Raw genomic sequence first — 17,492 nt, forward strand, 5'->3', positions numbered from 1 at the left:
AGGGTGAGGCCCATGTCTGCCACGTTGAGTTCCACGAAGGCCGCCGCCGCGCTGCGCACAGCGGCCCGCGTGTCCGCCGAGTCGTTGTTGGTCCTGCTGATAGCCGGCGTGTCCCTGTGGATCGTCGGTCACATGTGGTCGGTCGTCTGGCCGCTGATCGTCGGGCTGTTGCTCACGACGCTGACGTGGCCGCTGACGCGCTTCCTGCGGCGGCACGGCTGGCCGCCGGCCCTGGCGGCGGGGGTTGTCACGGTCTCGTTCATGCTGGTGGTCGCCGGGATCGTGGCCCTCATCGCGGTGCCGGTCGCCTCCCAGTCCGGGGAGCTCTCCCGGGGCGTGGTCGAGGGGATCCAGCGCCTGCGCGAGTGGGCCGCCGGGCCGCCGCTGAACATCGGCGCCGACGAGATCTCGGGCGCCTTCGACAAGGCGATGGCCCGGGTGCAGGACAGCGTCGGCAGCATGGTCACCGCGGTCGCGACCGGTGTGGGCACGGTGTTCAACGGCGTGGTCACGGCGTTCCTCGCCCTGTTCCTGATGTTCTTCTTCCTGAAGGACGGCCCCCGGTTCGTGCCGTGGCTCGCCCGCCAGCTGCCCGGACGGTTCGCCGTCGACGTCCCGATCGTGGCGGAGCGCAGCTGGGACACCCTGAGCGCCTTCGTGCGCAGTCAGGCCTTCGTCGGGCTGCTGGACGCCGTGCTCATCGGCCTGGGTCTGTGGTTCCTGGACGTCCCCCTGGTGCTCCCCCTGGCGGTGCTGACCTTCGTCTCGGCGTTCGTGCCGATCGTGGGCGCGCTGTTCGCCGGTCTGGTCGCGGTGCTCATCGCGCTCGTCTCCAACGGCCTGACGGACGCGCTGATCGTCCTGGCGATCATCGTCGTGGTGCAGCAGTTGGAGGGGAACGTCTTCCAGCCCATGATCCAGAGCCGTGGACTCGGGCTGCACGCGGCCGTCGTCCTGCTGGCGGTGACGCTGGGCGGCAGCCTGGCCGGGATCGTGGGCAGCCTGCTCGCCGTCCCGCTGGCCGCGATCATCGCGGTGTTCTGGAACTACCTGCGCGAACAGCTCACCGAGGAGAGCCCGGACCCGACCGCCGAGGGCGCCGACGGCCCCGCCGATCCGGAAGGACCCGAAGGCCCGGCCGACGACCTCGCCCCGGTACCGGCCCTGTCCTGACCGGGCGACGGACCGCCCGCCGACCCCGCCGAGGTGCGGGAGCGGCGGGCGGCGGGCGGCCGGGACGTCACGTGGACGTGTGGGCGCTCTTGTCGGCCGTGGCGGCCTCGTCGTCCCGGTCCTGCGGTGCGGCGGGCTGCTGCGGCACCGGCGGGGTGCGGACCAGCAGGGCCACCAGCACGGCCAGGACCGCGAGCATGGCCCCGACGCCGAACCCCCACCGGATGCCGGAGGCCAGGGCGGCGGTGGCGTCCGCCCCGTCGGCCGCCGCCGTGGCGGCGCGTCCCGTCATGACGCTGATGACCAGGGCGGTACCGGCGGCGGCCGCGACCTGCTGGAGCGAGCCCAGGATGGCGGAGCCGTGCGGGTAGAGGTGCGGCGGCAGGACCGCGAGGCCCGAGGTGAAGACCGGGGTGAAGACGAACGCCATGCCGGCGCTGAGCGCCACGTGGAGCGCGAGCACCAGCCACGGGGAGGTCTCCTCGCCCGTGAGGGCGAACAGGCCCAGGCACAGGGCCGTCAGGACGGCTCCCGGCACGACCAGGCGCGGTGCGCCGATCCGGTCGTAGAGCTTGCCGACCTGGGGTCCGAGCAGGCCCATGGTCAGGCCGCCGGGGATGAGGAGCAGGCCGGTCTGGAGCGAGGTGAGGCCGCACACCTCCTGGAGGTAGATCGGCAGCACGATGAAGGCCCCCATGAGGGCCATGAAGGACAGGCACATCAGGCCCAGCGCGACGGAGAAGTGCCGGAACGTCAGGGTGCGCAGGTCCAGCAGCGGGGTGGACGAGCGCTGCAGTGCCAGCTGTCGCCAGACGAACAGGGCCACCAGCAGGGCGCCGACCGGGGTCGTGATCTCCGGGGGGACGGGGGCCCGGTCCGCCTCGCCGGCGCCGAGGCCGCTCAGGCCGTAGACGAGGGCTCCGAAGCCCAGGGCCGCGAGGGGTACGGACAGCCAGTCGATGGGGGCGGCCTGCGGTTCGCCGACGTTGACCAGTTTGCGCCGCCCGAATATGGCCATGGCCGCGGCGATGGGCAGCACGGCCAGGAACAGCAGGCGCCATGTGCCCAGCTGGAGCAGCACCCCGGAGACCGCCGGGCCGAGGGCGGGCGCGACGGAGATGACCAGGGTGATGTTGCCCATGACGCGGCCGCGGTCCTGTGGCGGCACGAGGGTCATCAGCGTGGTCATGAGCAGGGGCACCATGACGGCGGTGCCGCAGGCCTGGACGACGCGGGCGACCAGCAGCACGGGGAAGGCGGGCGCGACGGCCGCCAGGGTCGTGCCGGCCAGGAACAGGGCCATGGCCAGGCTGAAGGCGGTCCGGGTCGTCACGCGCTGGAGGAACCATCCCGTCACGGGGATGACCACGGCCATGGTGAGCATGAAGGCCGTGGACAGCCATCCCGCGGCGGCGGCGGTGACCTCGAACTCGCGCATGAGCCGCGGGATCGCGTTGACCATGATCGTCTCGTTGAGGAGGACGACGAACGTGGACAGCACGAGGATCCGCAGCACGGCGGTGACGCGGGCGGGTGAGGTGGTGGGGGCTGGTGTGGGTGTTGCCTGTGGTGCGGGCATGGTGCCTTCCGTCGTGTGAGTGTCCTCCGCGCTCGGCGGGTCACACTGACAGACCTCGGCGCCGGGAAGAACTCATCGGTATCCCCCCGATCCTGTCGGTGCCGCCGCCCGGGCTCAAACCATTTTGCCGCTCCGCGCCCGGCGGGGAAGGGCTCGCGGGCGAGCCGTCAGCGCAGGACGGAGTACGGCAGCGCGCGGACGGCCTGGAGGGCGGCGTACAGTTCGGCCGCGCCGACGGGATCGGCGACGGTGCGCCCGGTGAGCTCACCGATCCGGCGCAGGCGCTGACGCACGGTGTTGCCGTGGCAGTGCAGGGCCCGTGCGGCCCCTTCGGTGGAGCCGGAGGCCGCGTACCAGGCGGTGAGCGTGCCGATGAGTACGGTGCGCTGCCCGTCGGGGAGGTCGAGGAGCGTGCCGAGGACCGAGCGGGCCATGCGGGCGGCGACGTCCGGGGAGTGCGCCACGAGTCCGGCGAGCGGGCCGTCGTCGAAGGTGGCGACCGGGGGGCCGGCGGGGTCGGCGGTGGCCAGGGCGAGACGGGCCAGTCGCAGGCCGGTGGCGCAGTCGGCGAGGCTCGTGAACACGGGGCTCGCCCCGAAGCGGAGGGCGGCCGACCGCTGGAGCACGTCCGACATCCGGTCCGGGGTGGAGCGGTCGCGGACCGCCACCAGCCCGGCCAGGAGGCCGGCGGTGCGGCTCCAGGCGGAGGCGATGCCGTGGGCGGCGAGCCGGTTGCCGAGCTCGGGCGCCGGTCCGGCCGGCGGGTCGGCGACGAGCACCACGAACGGGCCGTCGTAGGGCAGGCGCAGGGTGTCGGCGGCCCGCCAGAGGGCCTCCGTGGTGCGGGCGGTGCCGTCGAGGAGTTCGGTGAGGGCCGGGGCCCGGGGGCCGTCGGGTTCGTCGGCCGCGGTCGTCGCGTTGCGGTAGGCGGCGGTGATCTCGTGGGCGCCCGTCTCGATCAGCGCGAGGAGGCGGGCGGCGCCGTCGGGCAGGGCGGCGAGCGCGTCGGGGCCGGCTCCGCGCGCCTCGTCGGTCAGCTCCTCCAGGAGCAACCGTCCCCCCGCGTGGTAGGCGGCGATCAGCGCGGGCAGCGGGACGCCCTGGCCGGCGCGTCGCCGTGCGGTGGCGGTGGCCGGGGCGGGGCTGTAGAGACCGGCGAGGGCGCGCAGGGCGAAGGTCAGGTGGGCGCGGCAGGAGCCCCGCAGCTCGTCGACGGGAACCAGCCGGCGGTAGGCGGCGGCGCCGGAGGGGGCGAGGATCCGGTCGGCGGCGCGTTCGCTCAGGTCGGTCAGTCGCCCGTTGAGGGCGGTGGCCAGTAAGCCGATGCGCCGATCCGTCGCGTGGAGGGTGGCGGGGTGGTCGGGCATGGCCGCATCTTAACGACGTGTCCGACATTGTCGAACGACATATGTCATTGTCGTCGATCACACGATCCGGCCGCGGATCCTGTCCGACGCTCCCTCACCGGGCGCGCACCGTCCCGCAGATCATCGTGCAGGAGCTTCTCGGCTCCGCAGGAAACCGCCGGACCTCTGCCGACCCTTGCCGACCCCCGCCGAGCCTTGCCGGACACCGGGCGAACCTCCGCCGCCCCCCCGCCGGGCCCCGGCGACCCCCTCCGCGCCCCCACCGATCTCCAGGGACACTCATGCGATTCCCGCGCGCCGCCCTACCCGCGCTCGCCGCACTGCTGACCGCCCTCGTGACCACCACCCCGGCCGCCGCCGTGGAAAACGGTGACCTCCACGACGCCTTCTACGCACCCCCGCCCGGCGAGATCACCGCCCGACCGGGCGAGGTGATCCGGCGCCGCGCCGCCGCGTTCCGCGTCGAACCGACGGGCCTGCTCGACCAGCGCGTCCGCTCCTGGCAGGTGCTCTACGGCTCCCTCGACGTCGACGGCCGCCCGATCGCCGTCTCCGGCACGGTGCTCGTCCCCGAGGCACCGTACGACGGACCCGGCCCGCGCCCCGTGGTCGCGCACGCCATCGGCACCCACGGCCTGGGCGACCGGTGCGCCCCCTCGCGGGCGCTGGCCGAGGGCACCCAGTACGAGGGCGTCGTCATCAAGGCCATGCTGGAGCGCGGCTGGGCCGTGGTCGCCACGGACTACCAGGGGCTCGGCACCCCCGGCGGCCACAGCTACGTCAACGGGCGGGCCGAGGGCCAGGCCGTGCTGGACTCGGTGCGCGCCGCCCAGCGGCTGCCCGAGGCGGGGCTCGCCGCCGACGCGCCGGTCGTCGTCGCCGGCTACTCGCAGGGCGGCCAGGCGGCGAGTTGGGCCGCCGAGCTGCACCCCTCGTACGCGCCGGAGTTGAGGCTGCGCGGCGCCTCGGTCGGAGCGCCGGCCGCGGACCTCCTCGCGGTGGCCCGGGGGGTGGACGGCAGCCCGGCCTTCGGTTTCGGCCTGACGGCCGCGGTGGGCCTCGGGCACGCCTACCCGGAGCTGCCGCTGGACGAGCTGTTCACCGACCACGGCCGCGCGCTGCTGGCCGACATCGCCGACGACTGCACGCTGGAGATCGCCACGAAGTACGGGATGCACCGCTGGGACAGGTTGACGACCGAGGACCCGTTCGCGCGGGCTGACTGGCGCGGCCGGCTCGACGAGCAGCGGGCCGGGCGGCAACGCCCGGCGGTGCCGGTGCGGCTGTACCACTCGCGCCTGGACGACGTGATCCCCTACCGGGTGGGCACCGGGCTCAAGGACCGCCTGTGCGGGCTCGGCGCGTCCGTCGACTGGGACACGTACCTGGTGCCGACCCACATCGCCGCCTTCTACGCCGCCGCCCCGGCGACCGTCGGGTGGTTGGCGGACCGCATCGAGGGCCGGCCGGTGGAGAACGACTGTTGAGCCGCGGGGCCCGCCCCGGCGCGGCCCCGTGTGGCGCGGCCCCGAGGGGCGGCCGAGAATGGGATGGGGCCGTACGGGTGACGGGGCCGCCCGCCCGGAACGAGGCGCCCGCCCGCACGAGGCGCCCGCCCGGACCGCCCCGGCCCGCCCGGAGCGGCGGGTGCGGCGGTGCGCGGGGCACGCCGGGGGCGCGCCTCCCTCCCCGGACGCGCAAAGGACCCAGGTGATCGCAGATGTGCCGATGGCTCGCCTACTCGGGGACACCCCTGCTGCTCGACACCATCCTCTACCGGCCCGCCCACTCCCTGATCGACCAGAGCCTGCACTCCAAGCTCGGCGTGGAGACCACGAACGGCGACGGGTTCGGCGTCGGCTGGTACTCGGACGACAACCCCACGCCGGCGCTCCTGCGGGACGTCGGCCCGGCCTGGAACAACCGCAACCTGCGGGAGATGGCCGACCACGTCCGCTCGCACCTGTTCTTCGCCCACATCCGCGCCTCGACCGGCACCGCGGTGCAACAGTCGAACTGCCACCCCTTCCGGCACGGCCGCTGGATGTTCATGCACAACGGCGCCATCGCCGACTTCCACCTGATGCGCCGGGACCTCACCCTGCTCGTCGACCCGGCGCTGTACCCGCACATCGAGGGCACGACCGACTCCGAGGTCATGTTCCACCTGGCCCTCACCTTCGGCCTGGACGCGGACCCGCCGGCCGCCGTGGCCCGGATGGCGGGAGTGGTGGAGCGCGTCGGGCACGAGCACGGGGTGGAACTCCCGCTCCAGATGACGCTCGCGATCACCGACGGCGAGCGCGTCTGGGCCTTCCGCTACTCCAGCGCGCGGGCGTCCCGGTCGTTGTTCTACAGCAGTCGGGTGGACACCCTGCGCCGGCTGCACCCCGACGTGGCGTTCCTGCGCGACATCGGCGAGGAGACCCGCCTCATCGTGTCCGAACCCCTCGGTGATCTGCCCGGGGCGTGGCACGAGGTACCGGAGAGCAGTTACGGCGTCGTGCAGTCGGGTGCCGACGAGCTGTTCCCCTTCGCGCCGGTCGCCCCGTGAGGGCCGGCCCGGGACCGCGACGTCCCTCGGCCGCCGCCCGGCCGGGCGGCGGTTTCCCCGACCTCCCGGTGGAGAGCCGATGCGCCCCTACCCTCCCATCGCCGAGCACGGTCTGATCGGGGACCTCCAGACCTGCGCCCTCGTCTCGTCCGAGGGGGTCATCGACTGGTTCTGTTCACCGCGCTTCGACTCCCCCAGCATCTTCGCGAGCCTGCTCGACGCCGACCGCGGCGGCTGGTTCGCCATCACCGCGGACACCACGAGCGCCGATCGGGACGGGGCCGGGCACCCCCGCGACGTCGTCACCCGCCAGCTCTACCTGGCCGACACCGCGGTGCTCATCACCCGTTCCCTGACCCCGGAGGGCGTCTGCGAGGTCATCGACTTCATGCCCGTCGACTCCCCGCACACCGCCACCGACCGGCACGTGGTGGTACGCGTCATGCGGGTGGTGCGCGGCACCGCGCGCCTGCTCCTGGAGTGCCGGCCGCGCTTCGACTACGGCCGGGCGCCGCACGAACTCGGCTGCGACGGTACCTCCGCCCGCTTCGAGGGCCCCGGCGTCACCGCGCACCTCCAGGCCCTGGGCCCCGTCGTCTTCGAGGCCGACGGGACGGACGTACGGGCGGAGGTCACCCTGGCCGAGGGCGGACGCGCGGCCGTCGTGCTGACCGTCTGCGACGCGGACGGCGAGGACCCACCGCCCGTGAGCGCGGACGACGTACTGCGGGCCTTCGACGCCGTGCGCGCGTACTGGCACGGCTGGATCGCCCGCTGCACCTACCGGGGACGCTGGCAGGAGATGGTCAACCGCTCGGCGATCACCCTCAAGCTCATGACCTACGCCCCGACCGGCGCGCCCATCGCCGCCGCCACCGCGGGCCTGCCCGAGCAGGAGGGCGGCGAGCGCAACTGGGACTACCGCTACACCTGGATCCGTGACGCCTCCCTCGCCGTGCGCGCCATGCGCGACCTCGGCTTCACCGAGGAGGCGCACGCCTTCCGCGACTGGCTGATCCGGCGGCTGAGGGACGGCGGGGCCCCGAACGGCGAACCCCTGCAGATCATGTACCGGGTCGACGGGGACCCGTACCTGGACGAGGAGGTGCTCGACCACCTGGAGGGGTGGCGGGGATCCGCCCCGGTGCGCGTGGGCAACGGCGCGGCGGACCAGCTTCAGATGGACATCTACGGGGAGGCCGTCTACGGGCTCTCCCAGGTCGGCCAGGTCGGCGACCTGGTGGGCTTCGACGACTGGCGGCACTGCGCCGCCCTGCTGGACTGGTTGTGCGAGCACTGGGACCGCCCCGACGAGGGCATATGGGAGACCCGGGGCGGGCGCAAGGACTTCACCTACAGCCGACTCATGTGCTGGGTCGCCCTGGACCGGGGGATCCGCCAGGCCACGGCCACCGCCCGGCCCGGCGACCTCCCCCGTTGGACCGCCGCGCGGAACGCGATCCTCGAACAGGTGATGGACCTCGGCTGGAGCGCGGAACGCCGGGCGTTCGTCCAGGAGTACGACAGCGAGGTGCTGGACGCCTCCCTGCTGCTCATGCCCCTGGTCGGCTTCCTCGCGCCCAAGGACCCGCGCTGGCTGTCCACCCTCGACGCCATGGAGTGCGACCTCGTGTCCGACAGCCTCGTCCACCGCTACGACCCGGCGGCCTCCCCGGACGGTCTGCGGGGCTCCGAGGGCACCTTCTCGCTGTGCACGTTCCTGTACGTGTACGCCCTCGCCCGGGCCGGCCGTGGCCACCAGGCCCGCTACGCCTTCGACAAGATGCTCACGTACGCCAACCACGTGGGGCTGTTCGCCGAGGAGATCGGCCTGACCGGCGAACAGCTCGGCAACTTCCCCCAGGCCTTCACCCACCTTGCCCTGATCACCGCGGCGCTCGCCCTCGACACCGAACTCGACGGGGCCGCGGGCGCCGCCTGACGGCTGCCCTTCGAGGGAGTGCGCGCCATGGTGCTCGACCTGCTGCTCATCGGCCTGGCGGTCACGCTGTTCCCGCTGCCCGTCATGGCCTTCGTCCTGGTCGTCTCCTCGCCCCACGGGGCCCGCAAGGGCCTGGCGTTCGTCCTCGCCTGGCTGGCGTGCCTCGTGGCCGTGATGGCGGTCGTCCTGCTCCTCACCGACGGGCAGCCACCGCCGCCCCGCTCACCGCCGTCCGTCGCGGCGCTCTCGGCCACCCTGGTCATCGGTGTCTGCCTGGTCGCCTACGGCGAGTACAGGCGCCGCCGCGGCCGGCACGCCTCCCCCGCCACAGAGTCCGGCGCCACGGGGGCCACCGTGCGCAAGCGCCCCCGGCGCTCCCGGACGGACGACATCAGCGCCTGGTCGGCGGCGGTCCTCGCGGTGCTCCTGCAACCGTGGGGGATGGTCGGCGCGGCGGCGGCGACCGTCGTACGGGCGGACCTCTCGCACGCCGCCTCGTTCCTGTCCCTCATGGGCTTCTGCTTCCTGGCCACCTCCACCCTGTTGGCCATGGAGCTGTACATGGTGTTCTCGCCCGAGCGGGCGCAGCGCTCTCTGCTGCGCCTGCGCGGGTGGCTGGAGGGCCACAAGGAGCCGGCGATCATCCTCGTCTGCCTCCTGCTGGGGCTGTGGCTCGTGGGTAGGAGCCTGTACCAACTGACCGGCTGACCCCTCCGCCGCGCGCCCCCCGGACCTCAGCCCTCAGCCCTCAGCCCTCAGCCCGAACCGTGCCCCTGCGCGCCGAGGGCCGCCTCCAGTCGGGCGATGTCCTCGGCGTCCTTGGCGCGTCGGGGTCGGGAGGGGTCCCAGACCGGCATCATCCGCTTGATCTCGATCTGGGCCCGCGGAGCGACGATCGCGCAGCGCAGTCCGCCGATGCGGCCGGGCCCGGCGGCATCGAGCATGCCCTCGGGCCAGGGCGCGCCGGCCCACGGGCCCCCGGCGACCACCACGCGGCCGGCGGCGTCCCGGTCCAGGAGGGTGAAGCTGCTGTCGAGCCCTTGCTTGGCGAAGTCGAGTTGCAGGTCGGGCGGCGGTCCCGGCACCGGTCGCCAGCCGTGGTCCGGGAGGGCCTTCGCCAGGGCCTCGGCGTCGTGTGACCGGGCGAACCAGTCGACGTCCTCGTGGTCGCGCGTGACCTCGCCGAGGAAGAAGTCCATGGCCCACCCGCCGCGGAGCCACAGGGGAACCCCCAGCGCTTCGGCGATGCCCAGGGTCTCGGCAATCAGGCGCAGTTGTCGGTCGGCGCGTTCTGTGTCCACGGCGAGGCAGGCTACGCGACGCGGGTCGAGGGAGCAGTCGAATGACTGATGTCCCGCGTGCGTCCTCGGCGGCACAGTGGGCTTGCTCCGGCGCACAGGGCAGTCGGAGCGACACCCGTGGCACACGAGGACAGAGGAGTCTCCCGATGGACCTGCGCAGAACGGTTTCGAGGATCGCGGTGGGCGCCGCCACGCTGACGACGGTGGTCGTCGCGACGACGACGAGCGCGAACGCCGCCATCCTGACCGACATCCAGACCGGGTCCGGCAAGTGCCCCGCCAACTGGGTGTGCCTGTGGAGCGAGAACAACTTCATCAAGGGCGCCGCCGGGAACGGCTTCGACTTCGGCGCCGTCGGTTCCGACGAGAACCAGGCGGACATGGGCAAGTTCGCCTTCGACTCCAAGTACTGGCGCTGGAAGGGCATGCCGGACGCCACCTCCTCGGTCGTGAACAACACCCGCGGCGGCGTCTGTTTCTACGAGCACACCAACTACGGCGGGCTGGAGTTCAGGATCGGGGCCGGGGAGAAGTGGGCCTCCGTCCCGTCGTGGATCAACGACAGGATCAGCTCCTTCAAGTTCTGCTGAGCGGGCCCCGCCCGGTCCTCCCCGGACCGCGGGATCCCACCCACCCCACCCACACCCCACCGACACCACAGGACCGGCGCATCCGCCCGGATCCGCGAGAGAGGGACCATGTTCGCGAAGAGCAGGACGACGAGGCTCGGACTGTGCGCCGCCGCCGCGACCACGCTGGTCATGACGCTGGCTTCGTCGGCGAGCGCCGCCAACGTCTTCAACATCGGCCACGGGGCCGGGTCGTGCCCCGACAACCACGTCTGCCTGTGGCCGGAGGGCAACTTCATCGAGAGGTCGTTCGCCAACGACCACAAGTACTCCTCCGTCGCGTCGAACCAGAACGTCGGCGACATGGGCAAGCTCGGTCGGGACTCGGCCGGCGACAAGGGGATGCAGGACGTCACCTCGTCCGTGCTGAACAACACGGGCAGCGCCGTCTGCTTCTACGAGCACAACAACTACGGCGGCATGGAGTTCAGGATCGGCCCCCGGGAGCACTGGCCCTCCGTCCCCTCGTGGATCAACGACAAGATCAGCTCCTTCAAGCGCTGCTGACCACCAATCACTGACCTCTTCTCGAACCGAACGGATGGTAACCGCAATGGCCGGCAGGAAAAGGGCGAGGATCGGACTGTGTGCCGTCGCCGTCACCGGATTGCTCATGACCGCGGCGACGTCCGCGAGCGCCAACGTGATCCTGGGCATCGGGCAGGGCGCCGGAGCGTGCCCCGCCAACCACGTGTGCCTGTGGTCCGACAACGACTTCGTCAGACCCTCCAGCGGGCACAAGTTCGGTGCGATCGCCTCGGACCAGAACGTCACCGACATGGGGAAGTTGAAGAAGGACGGAGCCCTGTGGACGGGCATGCAGGACGTCACGTCGTCCGTGCTGAACAACACCGGCGCCGCCGTGTGCTTCTACGAGCACAACAACTACGGCGGCGCGCAGTTCAGGATCGGGCCGTGGGAGAAGTGGTTCTCCGTCCCCTCGTGGATCAACGACAGGATCAGCTCCTTCACGTTCTGCTGAGCGGGCCGCACCGCCGGACGCTTCGCGGGAGCGGAGCGTCCGGCGGCCGGCGTTGACCGAATCCATGCAGGTCAGCGGGCGCGGATCTTCGTAGGATGGGTGCAGCTCCTCCGGGAGGCACCTGTCCCGGAGGTCACATGCCGCACCACCCCCCTCGCCGGTTGCTCGGACGGAACCGGGAACTGGAGGCACTGGAGCGGCTGCTGCGCGACGTCCGCGAGGGCCGCAGTCGGGTGCTGGTGGTGCGCGGCGAGGCCGGCGTCGGCAAGTCGGCCCTGCTCGACCGGCTGGCGGAGCGGGCCGCGCCGGCGCGCACCGTGTACGCGGCCGGCGTCGAGGCGGAGTCCGACTTCGCCTACTCGGCCCTGCAACGCCTGTGCGCCCCGCTGCTGTCGCACCTCGATCGGCTGCCGGCGGTGCAACAGGACGCCCTGCGCGTCGCGTTCGGTCTGAGCGCGGGGCGTCCGCCCGAGATGTTGCTGCTCGGGATCGCGGTCCTCGGGCTCTTCGCCGAGGCCGCCACCGATTCCCCGCTGGTGTGCCTGGTCGACGACGCCCAGTGCCTGGACCTCATGTCCCGGCGGATCCTGGCGTTCGTCGGGCGCCGGTTGGACGCCGAGTCGGTGGCGTTGGTGTTCGCCGAGCGGACCACCGACGGCGAGGAGGGGGAGGCCGGGGAGGCCTTCGCCGGGCTGCCGCACCTCACCCTGCGCGGGCTGGCCGACGCCGACGCCCGGGCGCTGCTCGACAGCGTGCTGCCGGGGCCGGTCGACCCCCGCGTGCGGGACCGGATCATCGCCGAGACCGGCGGGAACCCGCTCGCCCTGATGGAGTTGCCCCGGGTCCTGTCGCCGGTGGAGCAGGCCTTCGGCTTCGCGGGCCCCGGCGCCGGCCCGCTGACCACCCGGGTCGAGGACGGCTTCCGGCGGCGCGTCGACGCGTTGCCGGCCGATACGCGCGCCCTGCTCCTGGTCGCGGCGCTGGAACCGGTCGGGGACGCGCCGGTGCTGTGGCACGCGCTGCGCCTGCTCGGCATCGGCATCGAGGCCGCCGCGCCGGCCGAGGCTGCGGGCCTGATCACCCTCGGGGCGCCGGTGCGTTTCCGCCACCCGCTGGTGCGTTCGGCCGTCTGGCGCGGCGCGGACGCGCCGGCGCTGCGCGCGGCGCACCGCGCGCTGGCCGAGGCCACCGACGCCGACCGCGACCCCGACCGTCGGGCCTGGCACGAGGCACACGCCGCCGTGGGCCCGCACGAGCCGGTCGCCGCCGCGCTGGAACGCTCCGCCGACCGCGCCCTGGCGCGCGGCGGGCGGGCGGCCGCCGCCTCCTTCCTCGAACGCGCCGCCGCGCTCACCCCCGACCCGGGGGAACGGGCCCGGCGGGCCCTGGCCGCCGCGGGCGCCCACCTCGCGGCGGCCGTACCGGCCCGGGTACCCGATCTGCTGGCCGCCGCCGAGCTCGGACCGCTGGACCCGTTGCAGTCGGCCCACGCGGGTCGGCTGCGGGCCAAGGCCTCGGCCATGACCCATCCGGGGCTCGGCGCGGTACAGCCGTTGCTCGACGCGGCGGGCCCGCTGGCGGGCCTCGATCCGGCCGCCGCGCGGGAGACCTGCCTCGCGGCGTTCGGCGCGGCCATCTGGGCCGGCCGCTACGACGCGAGCGGACTGCGGCGGGCCGCGGAGGCGGCCCGTCTCCTGCCGCCCGGAGAGGAGACGGCGGGGGTCTTCCTGCGGGCCCTGATGGCGTGGACCTCGGACGGGCCGGTCGCCGCCTTCCCGCTGCTGGCGCGGGCGGTGCGCTCCCTCACCGCCGAGGAGGACCTGGCCGTGCTGTGGCCGGCCGCGAACGCGGCCGTGGAGCTGGGCGACCTGCGGGCGTGGCTGGACATCACCGGGCGGGCGGTCCGCTTCGCCCGGACGACGGGGACGCTGTCGATCCTCTCGACGGCGCTGCCCTACCGGGCGGCCTCGCTGGGCTTCGCGGGGCGCTTCGACGAGGCCTGGGACCTGCTGGACGAGGCCGCGGCCGTCGAGGAGGCGGCGGGCGCGGCCACGAGCATGGTCTCGGCGGCCCTGCTCAGCGCCTACCGAGGGCGGGAACGACCGGCCCTGGAGCGGATCGGGGCCATGGAACGGGAGGGCGAGGAGCGGGGGCTCGGCCGGCTCACCGGCATGGCGGCGTGTGCGCGGGCCGTGCTCCACAACGGCCTGGGCGACTACCCGCGCGCCATGGAGGCGGCGCTGCGGGGCGGGGAGTACCGGGACATGGTCGTGCACCACTGGACCTGCGCCGAGTTGGTCGAGGCCGCGGCGCGGGCCGGGCATCCGGACGTGGCGGCACGGGCCCGCGAGCGGCTGACCGACTGGGCGCGCGCGGGTACGCCCTGGGCCCTCGGCGCGTCGGCGGTCGCCGACGCCCTGACCTCGGGTGCGGCGCGAACCGAGGACCGCTACCGCGAGGCCCTCGACCACTTCGGCCGGGGCGGGCTCGGCGTGTTCGAGGCGCGGACCCGGCTGTTGCTCGGCGAATGGCTGCGGCGTCGGGGCCGGCGCACCGAGGCCCGTGCCGAACTGCGCGCCGCGCACGGGGCGGCGTCGGCGATGGGCATGGAGGCGTACGCCGAGCGGGCCCGGCGGGAGCTGCTCGCCACCGGTGAGACCGTCCGCGAACGGAAGCCCGGCACACCGGTCCTGACCCCGCAGGAGGCCCGGATCGCCCGGCTCGCGGCGACCGGGCACCCGAACGCGGAGATCGGGGCGCAGCTGTTCCTCAGCCCGCGCACGGTCGAGTGGCACCTGCGCAAGGTCTTCACCAAGCTGGGGGTCTCCTCGCGTCGCGAGATCGAGGGCGCCCTCCCCGCGCGCTGACCACGTGCCCTCCTCAGACCTCGTGGACCTCCTCCGTCCGGCTCAGCGCGTCGCGCAGCCCCGCCCGGGTGGTGATGCCCAGTTTGGGGAAGGCGCGGTACAGGTGCGAGCCGACGGTGCGGGGCGACAGGTGCGTCCGCTCGCCGATCTCCTTGTTGGTCAGGCCGCTCGCGGCCAGGTCGGCGATGCGGCGTTCCTGCCAGGTCAGCGCGGGCGCGGCAGGGGTCGAGGCACGGGGCCGCGTCCCGGTCCCGCCCAGGGCGGCGCGGGCCCTGTCGGTCCAGCCGGCCGCGCCGAGACGCTCGAACGCCTCGGCCGCCGGCAGCAGGTGGCGCCGCGCCGCCGCCCTGCCCTCGACGCGACGTACCCGCAGTCCGTACGCGAACCGGATCCGGGCCGACTCGAACGGGAACCGGTCCGCGTCCGGGTGGGACGCGGCGCGCGCGAACATCTCGGCGGCCTCCCGATCGTCCCCGGCGGTCATGGCCAGCGCGCCGTGGGTGATCAGGTCCTGGCGGGGCGAGACGGCCGGCAGACCGGCGTCCCGGGCGGCCAGGGCGTGCGCCCGGGCCTGCGCGGCGCGTCCGGTGTGCAGGGCGGCCTCGACGAGGTCGAGGAGGGTGCGCGGCGCCTGGTACGCGTACGGTCGGAAGCTGCCCGGCGGGGTGATGCCGGTGGCGTGGCGGTACGCCTCCTCGTGGTCGCCGCGGCCGAGCGCGGCGGTCGCCGCCGCGGAGGCGGCGACCTGGGTGAGGAATCCCAGTCCGCGCGGGCGGGCCCAGGCCTCCACCTCGGCCCGCAGGTCCCGGGAGCGGTCGACCTCCCCGCGCAGCGCGGCGAGTTGGGCCAGGTACGCGCGGCTCTGGTGCGCGAACAGGTGGTGGCCGTGTTCGACGGCCAGCTCCAGTCCGCGCCGGCCGCTCTCCTCGGCCTCGGCCCACTCGCCGACCGCCATCCGGTCGAGCGTGATCTGGTGCAGCATCACCATGCCGGTGGCCAGGGCCCCGGTCTCCAGTTCCCGCTCCACGACGCGCTGGAGGTGGGGGCGGTAGCGGTTCAGGAGGTCGAGGTGGTAGGCGGCGACGCCCAACCGCGTGACGTCCCAGGGCTCCAGGTCTGGCAGGTGGGCGGCGGCGCGGCGCACCGGCTCGGCCCACCGGGCGCCGTGGCGGTTCACGTCGCTCCAGGTGCCGCTGTAGATGCGCGCGCGTTCGCCGACGAGGCCGCCCAGGGAGGCGAGGAGGGCGTGCGTGCTCTCCCACGTGGCGCGGTCGCCGCTGTACTGGCTGATGGCCAGGAGGAGAATCACCAGCCGGTCGAGCACCTCGCCGCGTCCGTTCCGCCGGTCGGGATCCTCGCGTCCGTCGGGTGCGTCGCGCGCGTCGTCGGGCGCGGCCCCCGGTGCGCCGTCCCGGAGCCCTTCGATCGCGGCGGTGACCTGTGGGTGGGTGGAGCGGACGTCCCCGTCCTGGTAGAGCGCCTGGTACGCGGTCGCCAGCACCGCGGCCGGCGACCGGTCCGCGCCGGGCGCGGGGTCCGCCCGGACCAGCAGGTGCGCCCGGCCGGGGCGGGCGGCGTGGCCGGCGACGAAGGCCGCCTCGGCCAGGCGTCGCGACCGGTCGGTTCGGCTCTCGCTGAGCTCGGCGGCGCGGGTCAGCCGGCTCACGGCGGCCAGGGCGCCGCCGCGCCGGGTCGCGCGGTCGGCCGCCGCCTCCAGGGCGGCGGCGATGTCCTCGTCGGGGTCGACGGTGGCCGCGGCCAGGTGGGTCGCCCGCCGTTCGAGGTCGCCCGCATGGAAGCGCGCCAGGGCCAGGTGGGCGGCGCGGCGCCGGCTCGGCGCGGCCATCTGCACGACGGTGGAGCGCACCAGGGGGTGGCGGAAGACGAGGTCGTCGCCGGCCGCCCCGACGTCGAGCAGCCCGGCGGCCACGGCCGCGTCGGCGTCGCGCATGACGTAGCTGGCGGTGGGGACGGCGCCGGTGGTGCCCGCTCCGTCGAGCGCGCCCATCAGCAGCTCGGTCCGCACGCGGTCGTCGAGGGCCTCGACGCGGGCGCCGAAGAGGCGTTGGAGCCTGCGGGGCAGCGGCAGGCCGTGCCGGTCGACGAGGTCGTCGACCGCGAGCGCGTCCGGCCTGCCGGTGAGGTGGGCGAGGTGGGCGGGCAGCTCCAGCAGGGCCAGTGGGTTGCCGCGGGCCTGTTCGAGGACGACGCGGCGCAGCCGTCGGTCCAGGTCCGGGTGGCGTCGGTCCAGCAGGTGCGCCGCGTCCTCGTCGGTGAGGGCGGCGACCGGCAGTTCGGGCAGTGCGGGGGTGTCGAAGCGTGACGTGGTGTCGGTGCGTACGGCGACCAGCAGCTTCACCGGGCCGCCGGTCAGGCGCCGACCGACGAAGCCGCAGACGTCGGCGGAGGCGTCGTCGAGCCACTGGGCGTCGTCGAGGACCAGCAGGGGCGTCCCGCCGCGGGTGAGGGACAGCAGGCCGAGGACGGCGATGCCGAGGGTCATGACGGAGGGCTGGTCTCCCGGTGCCGCGCCGAACACGGCGTCGAAGGCCGCCCGGCTCGCTTCGTCCAGGCGCGCGGTGTCGGCGAGCAGCGGGTGGAGGAGCTGGTGCAGCCCGGCGTAGGGCAGCGCGGACTCCTCCTCGACTCCGGTCGCCCGCAGGACGCGGTGTCCCTCGCGTTCGGCCGTCGCGGCGGCGTGGCGCAGCAGCGCGCTCCTGCCGACCCCGGCGTCCCCCCGCAGGACGAGGGCCCGGCCGGTGTCGGACCTCACGAACGCCGCGAGTTCCGCCTGTTCGCGCTCGCGGCCCACCATCGCCGTGGTGATCGGTTCCATGCCCGTCCTGTCTCCCGCCGGTCTCGCCCGTGGCGTGCGCCGGCTCCGACGGCCGCGCGTCCGTCCCTCACGATCCCCGGGCCCGGGCGCCGTCGAGCCGGTGTCGAACCCTGGTCGTCCCGGGCCCGTGCCCTGGCCGGTACCCGGGCCCCGCACCCTGGCCGGTCCCCCTCAGGCCCCGGCCGTGCAGAACAGGCGGCGCGGCCGAACCCGGTGGCGTACGCAGGAGGCCGTCGCGGGCGAGTGCGGAGGCGGCGAGCGT

Annotated in this window: 13 protein-coding genes; 9 read left to right on the plus strand and 4 right to left on the minus strand. The window is 74.3% G+C overall.

Translation table 11 applies throughout. The features are described from left to right. Nucleotides 1-12 precede the first annotated feature (12 nt). Entirely contained in the window at nt 13-1,173 is a 1,161-nt protein-coding gene (locus tag AB0D01_RS26120; protein ID WP_363059302.1) for an AI-2E family transporter, read from the plus strand. 67 nt (nt 1,174-1,240) lie between these two features. On the opposite strand, the gene AB0D01_RS26125 is transcribed toward AB0D01_RS26120, so the two are convergent. Further along, complete coding sequence (locus AB0D01_RS26125) at nt 1,241-2,752, minus strand: DHA2 family efflux MFS transporter permease subunit (protein WP_363059304.1); 1,512 nt, start codon at nt 2,750-2,752, stop codon at nt 1,241-1,243. A 167-nt stretch (nt 2,753-2,919) separates the two neighbouring features. Continuing rightward, complete coding sequence (locus AB0D01_RS26130) at nt 2,920-4,119, minus strand: helix-turn-helix domain-containing protein (RefSeq protein WP_363059306.1); 1,200 nt, start codon at nt 4,117-4,119, stop codon at nt 2,920-2,922. Nucleotides 4,120-4,400: 281 nt separating this feature from the next. Here AB0D01_RS26130 and AB0D01_RS26135 point away from each other — a divergent pair, with 281 nt between their 5' ends. From AB0D01_RS26135 to AB0D01_RS26150, 4 genes are all read left to right on the plus strand, one after another. Then, nucleotides 4,401-5,606, plus strand: coding sequence for a lipase family protein (locus tag AB0D01_RS26135; protein ID WP_363059308.1), 1,206 nt, complete (start codon nt 4,401-4,403; stop codon nt 5,604-5,606). Nucleotides 5,607-5,839: 233 nt separating this feature from the next. Beyond that, nucleotides 5,840-6,673, plus strand: coding sequence for a class II glutamine amidotransferase (locus tag AB0D01_RS26140; RefSeq protein WP_363059310.1), 834 nt, complete (start codon nt 5,840-5,842; stop codon nt 6,671-6,673). A gap of 79 nt (nt 6,674-6,752) precedes the next feature. After that, nucleotides 6,753-8,615, plus strand: coding sequence for a glycoside hydrolase family 15 protein (locus AB0D01_RS26145; protein WP_363059312.1), 1,863 nt, complete (start codon nt 6,753-6,755; stop codon nt 8,613-8,615). Nucleotides 8,616-8,642: 27 nt separating this feature from the next. Then, on the plus strand, nt 8,643-9,323 hold the full coding sequence (locus tag AB0D01_RS26150) for a GAP family protein (protein ID WP_363059314.1): 681 nt from the start codon (nt 8,643-8,645) through the stop codon (nt 9,321-9,323). A gap of 47 nt (nt 9,324-9,370) precedes the next feature. Here the strand turns inward: AB0D01_RS26150 and AB0D01_RS26155 are convergent, their stop codons facing one another. Continuing rightward, the gene (locus tag AB0D01_RS26155) at nt 9,371-9,916 is read right to left on the minus strand and encodes an aminoglycoside adenylyltransferase (RefSeq protein ID WP_363059316.1); all 546 of its coding nucleotides are present in this window, start codon (nt 9,914-9,916) and stop codon (nt 9,371-9,373) included. Between the two features lie 146 nt (nt 9,917-10,062). Here AB0D01_RS26155 and AB0D01_RS26160 point away from each other — a divergent pair, with 146 nt between their 5' ends. From AB0D01_RS26160 to AB0D01_RS26175, 4 genes are all read left to right on the plus strand, one after another. Next, entirely contained in the window at nt 10,063-10,506 is a 444-nt protein-coding gene (locus AB0D01_RS26160; protein WP_363059318.1) for a peptidase inhibitor family I36 protein, read from the plus strand. Between the two features lie 108 nt (nt 10,507-10,614). Beyond that, nucleotides 10,615-11,052, plus strand: coding sequence for a peptidase inhibitor family I36 protein (locus tag AB0D01_RS26165; protein WP_363059320.1), 438 nt, complete (start codon nt 10,615-10,617; stop codon nt 11,050-11,052). 106 nt (nt 11,053-11,158) lie between these two features. Further along, complete coding sequence (locus AB0D01_RS26170) at nt 11,159-11,527, plus strand: peptidase inhibitor family I36 protein (protein WP_363059322.1); 369 nt, start codon at nt 11,159-11,161, stop codon at nt 11,525-11,527. 137 nt (nt 11,528-11,664) lie between these two features. After that, nucleotides 11,665-14,394 (plus strand): AAA family ATPase, encoded by a 2,730-nt coding sequence (locus tag AB0D01_RS26175; RefSeq protein WP_363059324.1) that lies wholly within the window; start codon nt 11,665-11,667, stop codon nt 14,392-14,394. 13 nt (nt 14,395-14,407) lie between these two features. On the opposite strand, the gene AB0D01_RS26180 is transcribed toward AB0D01_RS26175, so the two are convergent. Continuing rightward, a complete protein-coding gene (locus AB0D01_RS26180) occupies nt 14,408-17,230 on the minus strand; it encodes an AAA family ATPase (protein ID WP_363059326.1) in 2,823 nt (940 codons plus the stop codon). Nucleotides 17,231-17,492 lie beyond the last annotated feature (262 nt).

It is taken from the genome of Streptomyces sp. NPDC048606, assembly GCF_040650855.1.
Lineage (GTDB): Bacteria > Actinomycetota > Actinomycetes > Streptomycetales > Streptomycetaceae > Streptomyces.

Excerpts from the sequence above, each read along its gene's own strand:
- AB0D01_RS26150 (WP_363059314.1), top strand. The coding sequence starts at position 8,643 with ATGGTGCTCGACCTGCTGCTCATCGGCCTGGCGGTCACGCTGTTCCCG.
- AB0D01_RS26130 (WP_363059306.1), bottom strand. The coding sequence starts at position 4,119 with ATGCCCGACCACCCCGCCACCCTCCACGCGACGGATCGGCGCATCGGC.
- AB0D01_RS26165 (WP_363059320.1), top strand. The coding sequence starts at position 10,615 with ATGTTCGCGAAGAGCAGGACGACGAGGCTCGGACTGTGCGCCGCCGCC.
- AB0D01_RS26160 (WP_363059318.1), top strand. The coding sequence starts at position 10,063 with ATGGACCTGCGCAGAACGGTTTCGAGGATCGCGGTGGGCGCCGCCACG.
- AB0D01_RS26135 (WP_363059308.1), top strand. The coding sequence starts at position 4,401 with ATGCGATTCCCGCGCGCCGCCCTACCCGCGCTCGCCGCACTGCTGACC.
- AB0D01_RS26170 (WP_363059322.1), top strand. The coding sequence starts at position 11,159 with ATGACCGCGGCGACGTCCGCGAGCGCCAACGTGATCCTGGGCATCGGG.
- AB0D01_RS26145 (WP_363059312.1), top strand. The coding sequence starts at position 6,753 with ATGCGCCCCTACCCTCCCATCGCCGAGCACGGTCTGATCGGGGACCTC.
- AB0D01_RS26175 (WP_363059324.1), top strand. The coding sequence starts at position 11,665 with ATGCCGCACCACCCCCCTCGCCGGTTGCTCGGACGGAACCGGGAACTG.
- AB0D01_RS26180 (WP_363059326.1), bottom strand. The coding sequence starts at position 17,230 with ATGGAACCGATCACCACGGCGATGGTGGGCCGCGAGCGCGAACAGGCG.
- AB0D01_RS26120 (WP_363059302.1), top strand. The coding sequence starts at position 13 with ATGTCTGCCACGTTGAGTTCCACGAAGGCCGCCGCCGCGCTGCGCACA.
- AB0D01_RS26140 (WP_363059310.1), top strand. The coding sequence starts at position 5,840 with ATGTGCCGATGGCTCGCCTACTCGGGGACACCCCTGCTGCTCGACACC.
- AB0D01_RS26125 (WP_363059304.1), bottom strand. The coding sequence starts at position 2,752 with ATGCCCGCACCACAGGCAACACCCACACCAGCCCCCACCACCTCACCC.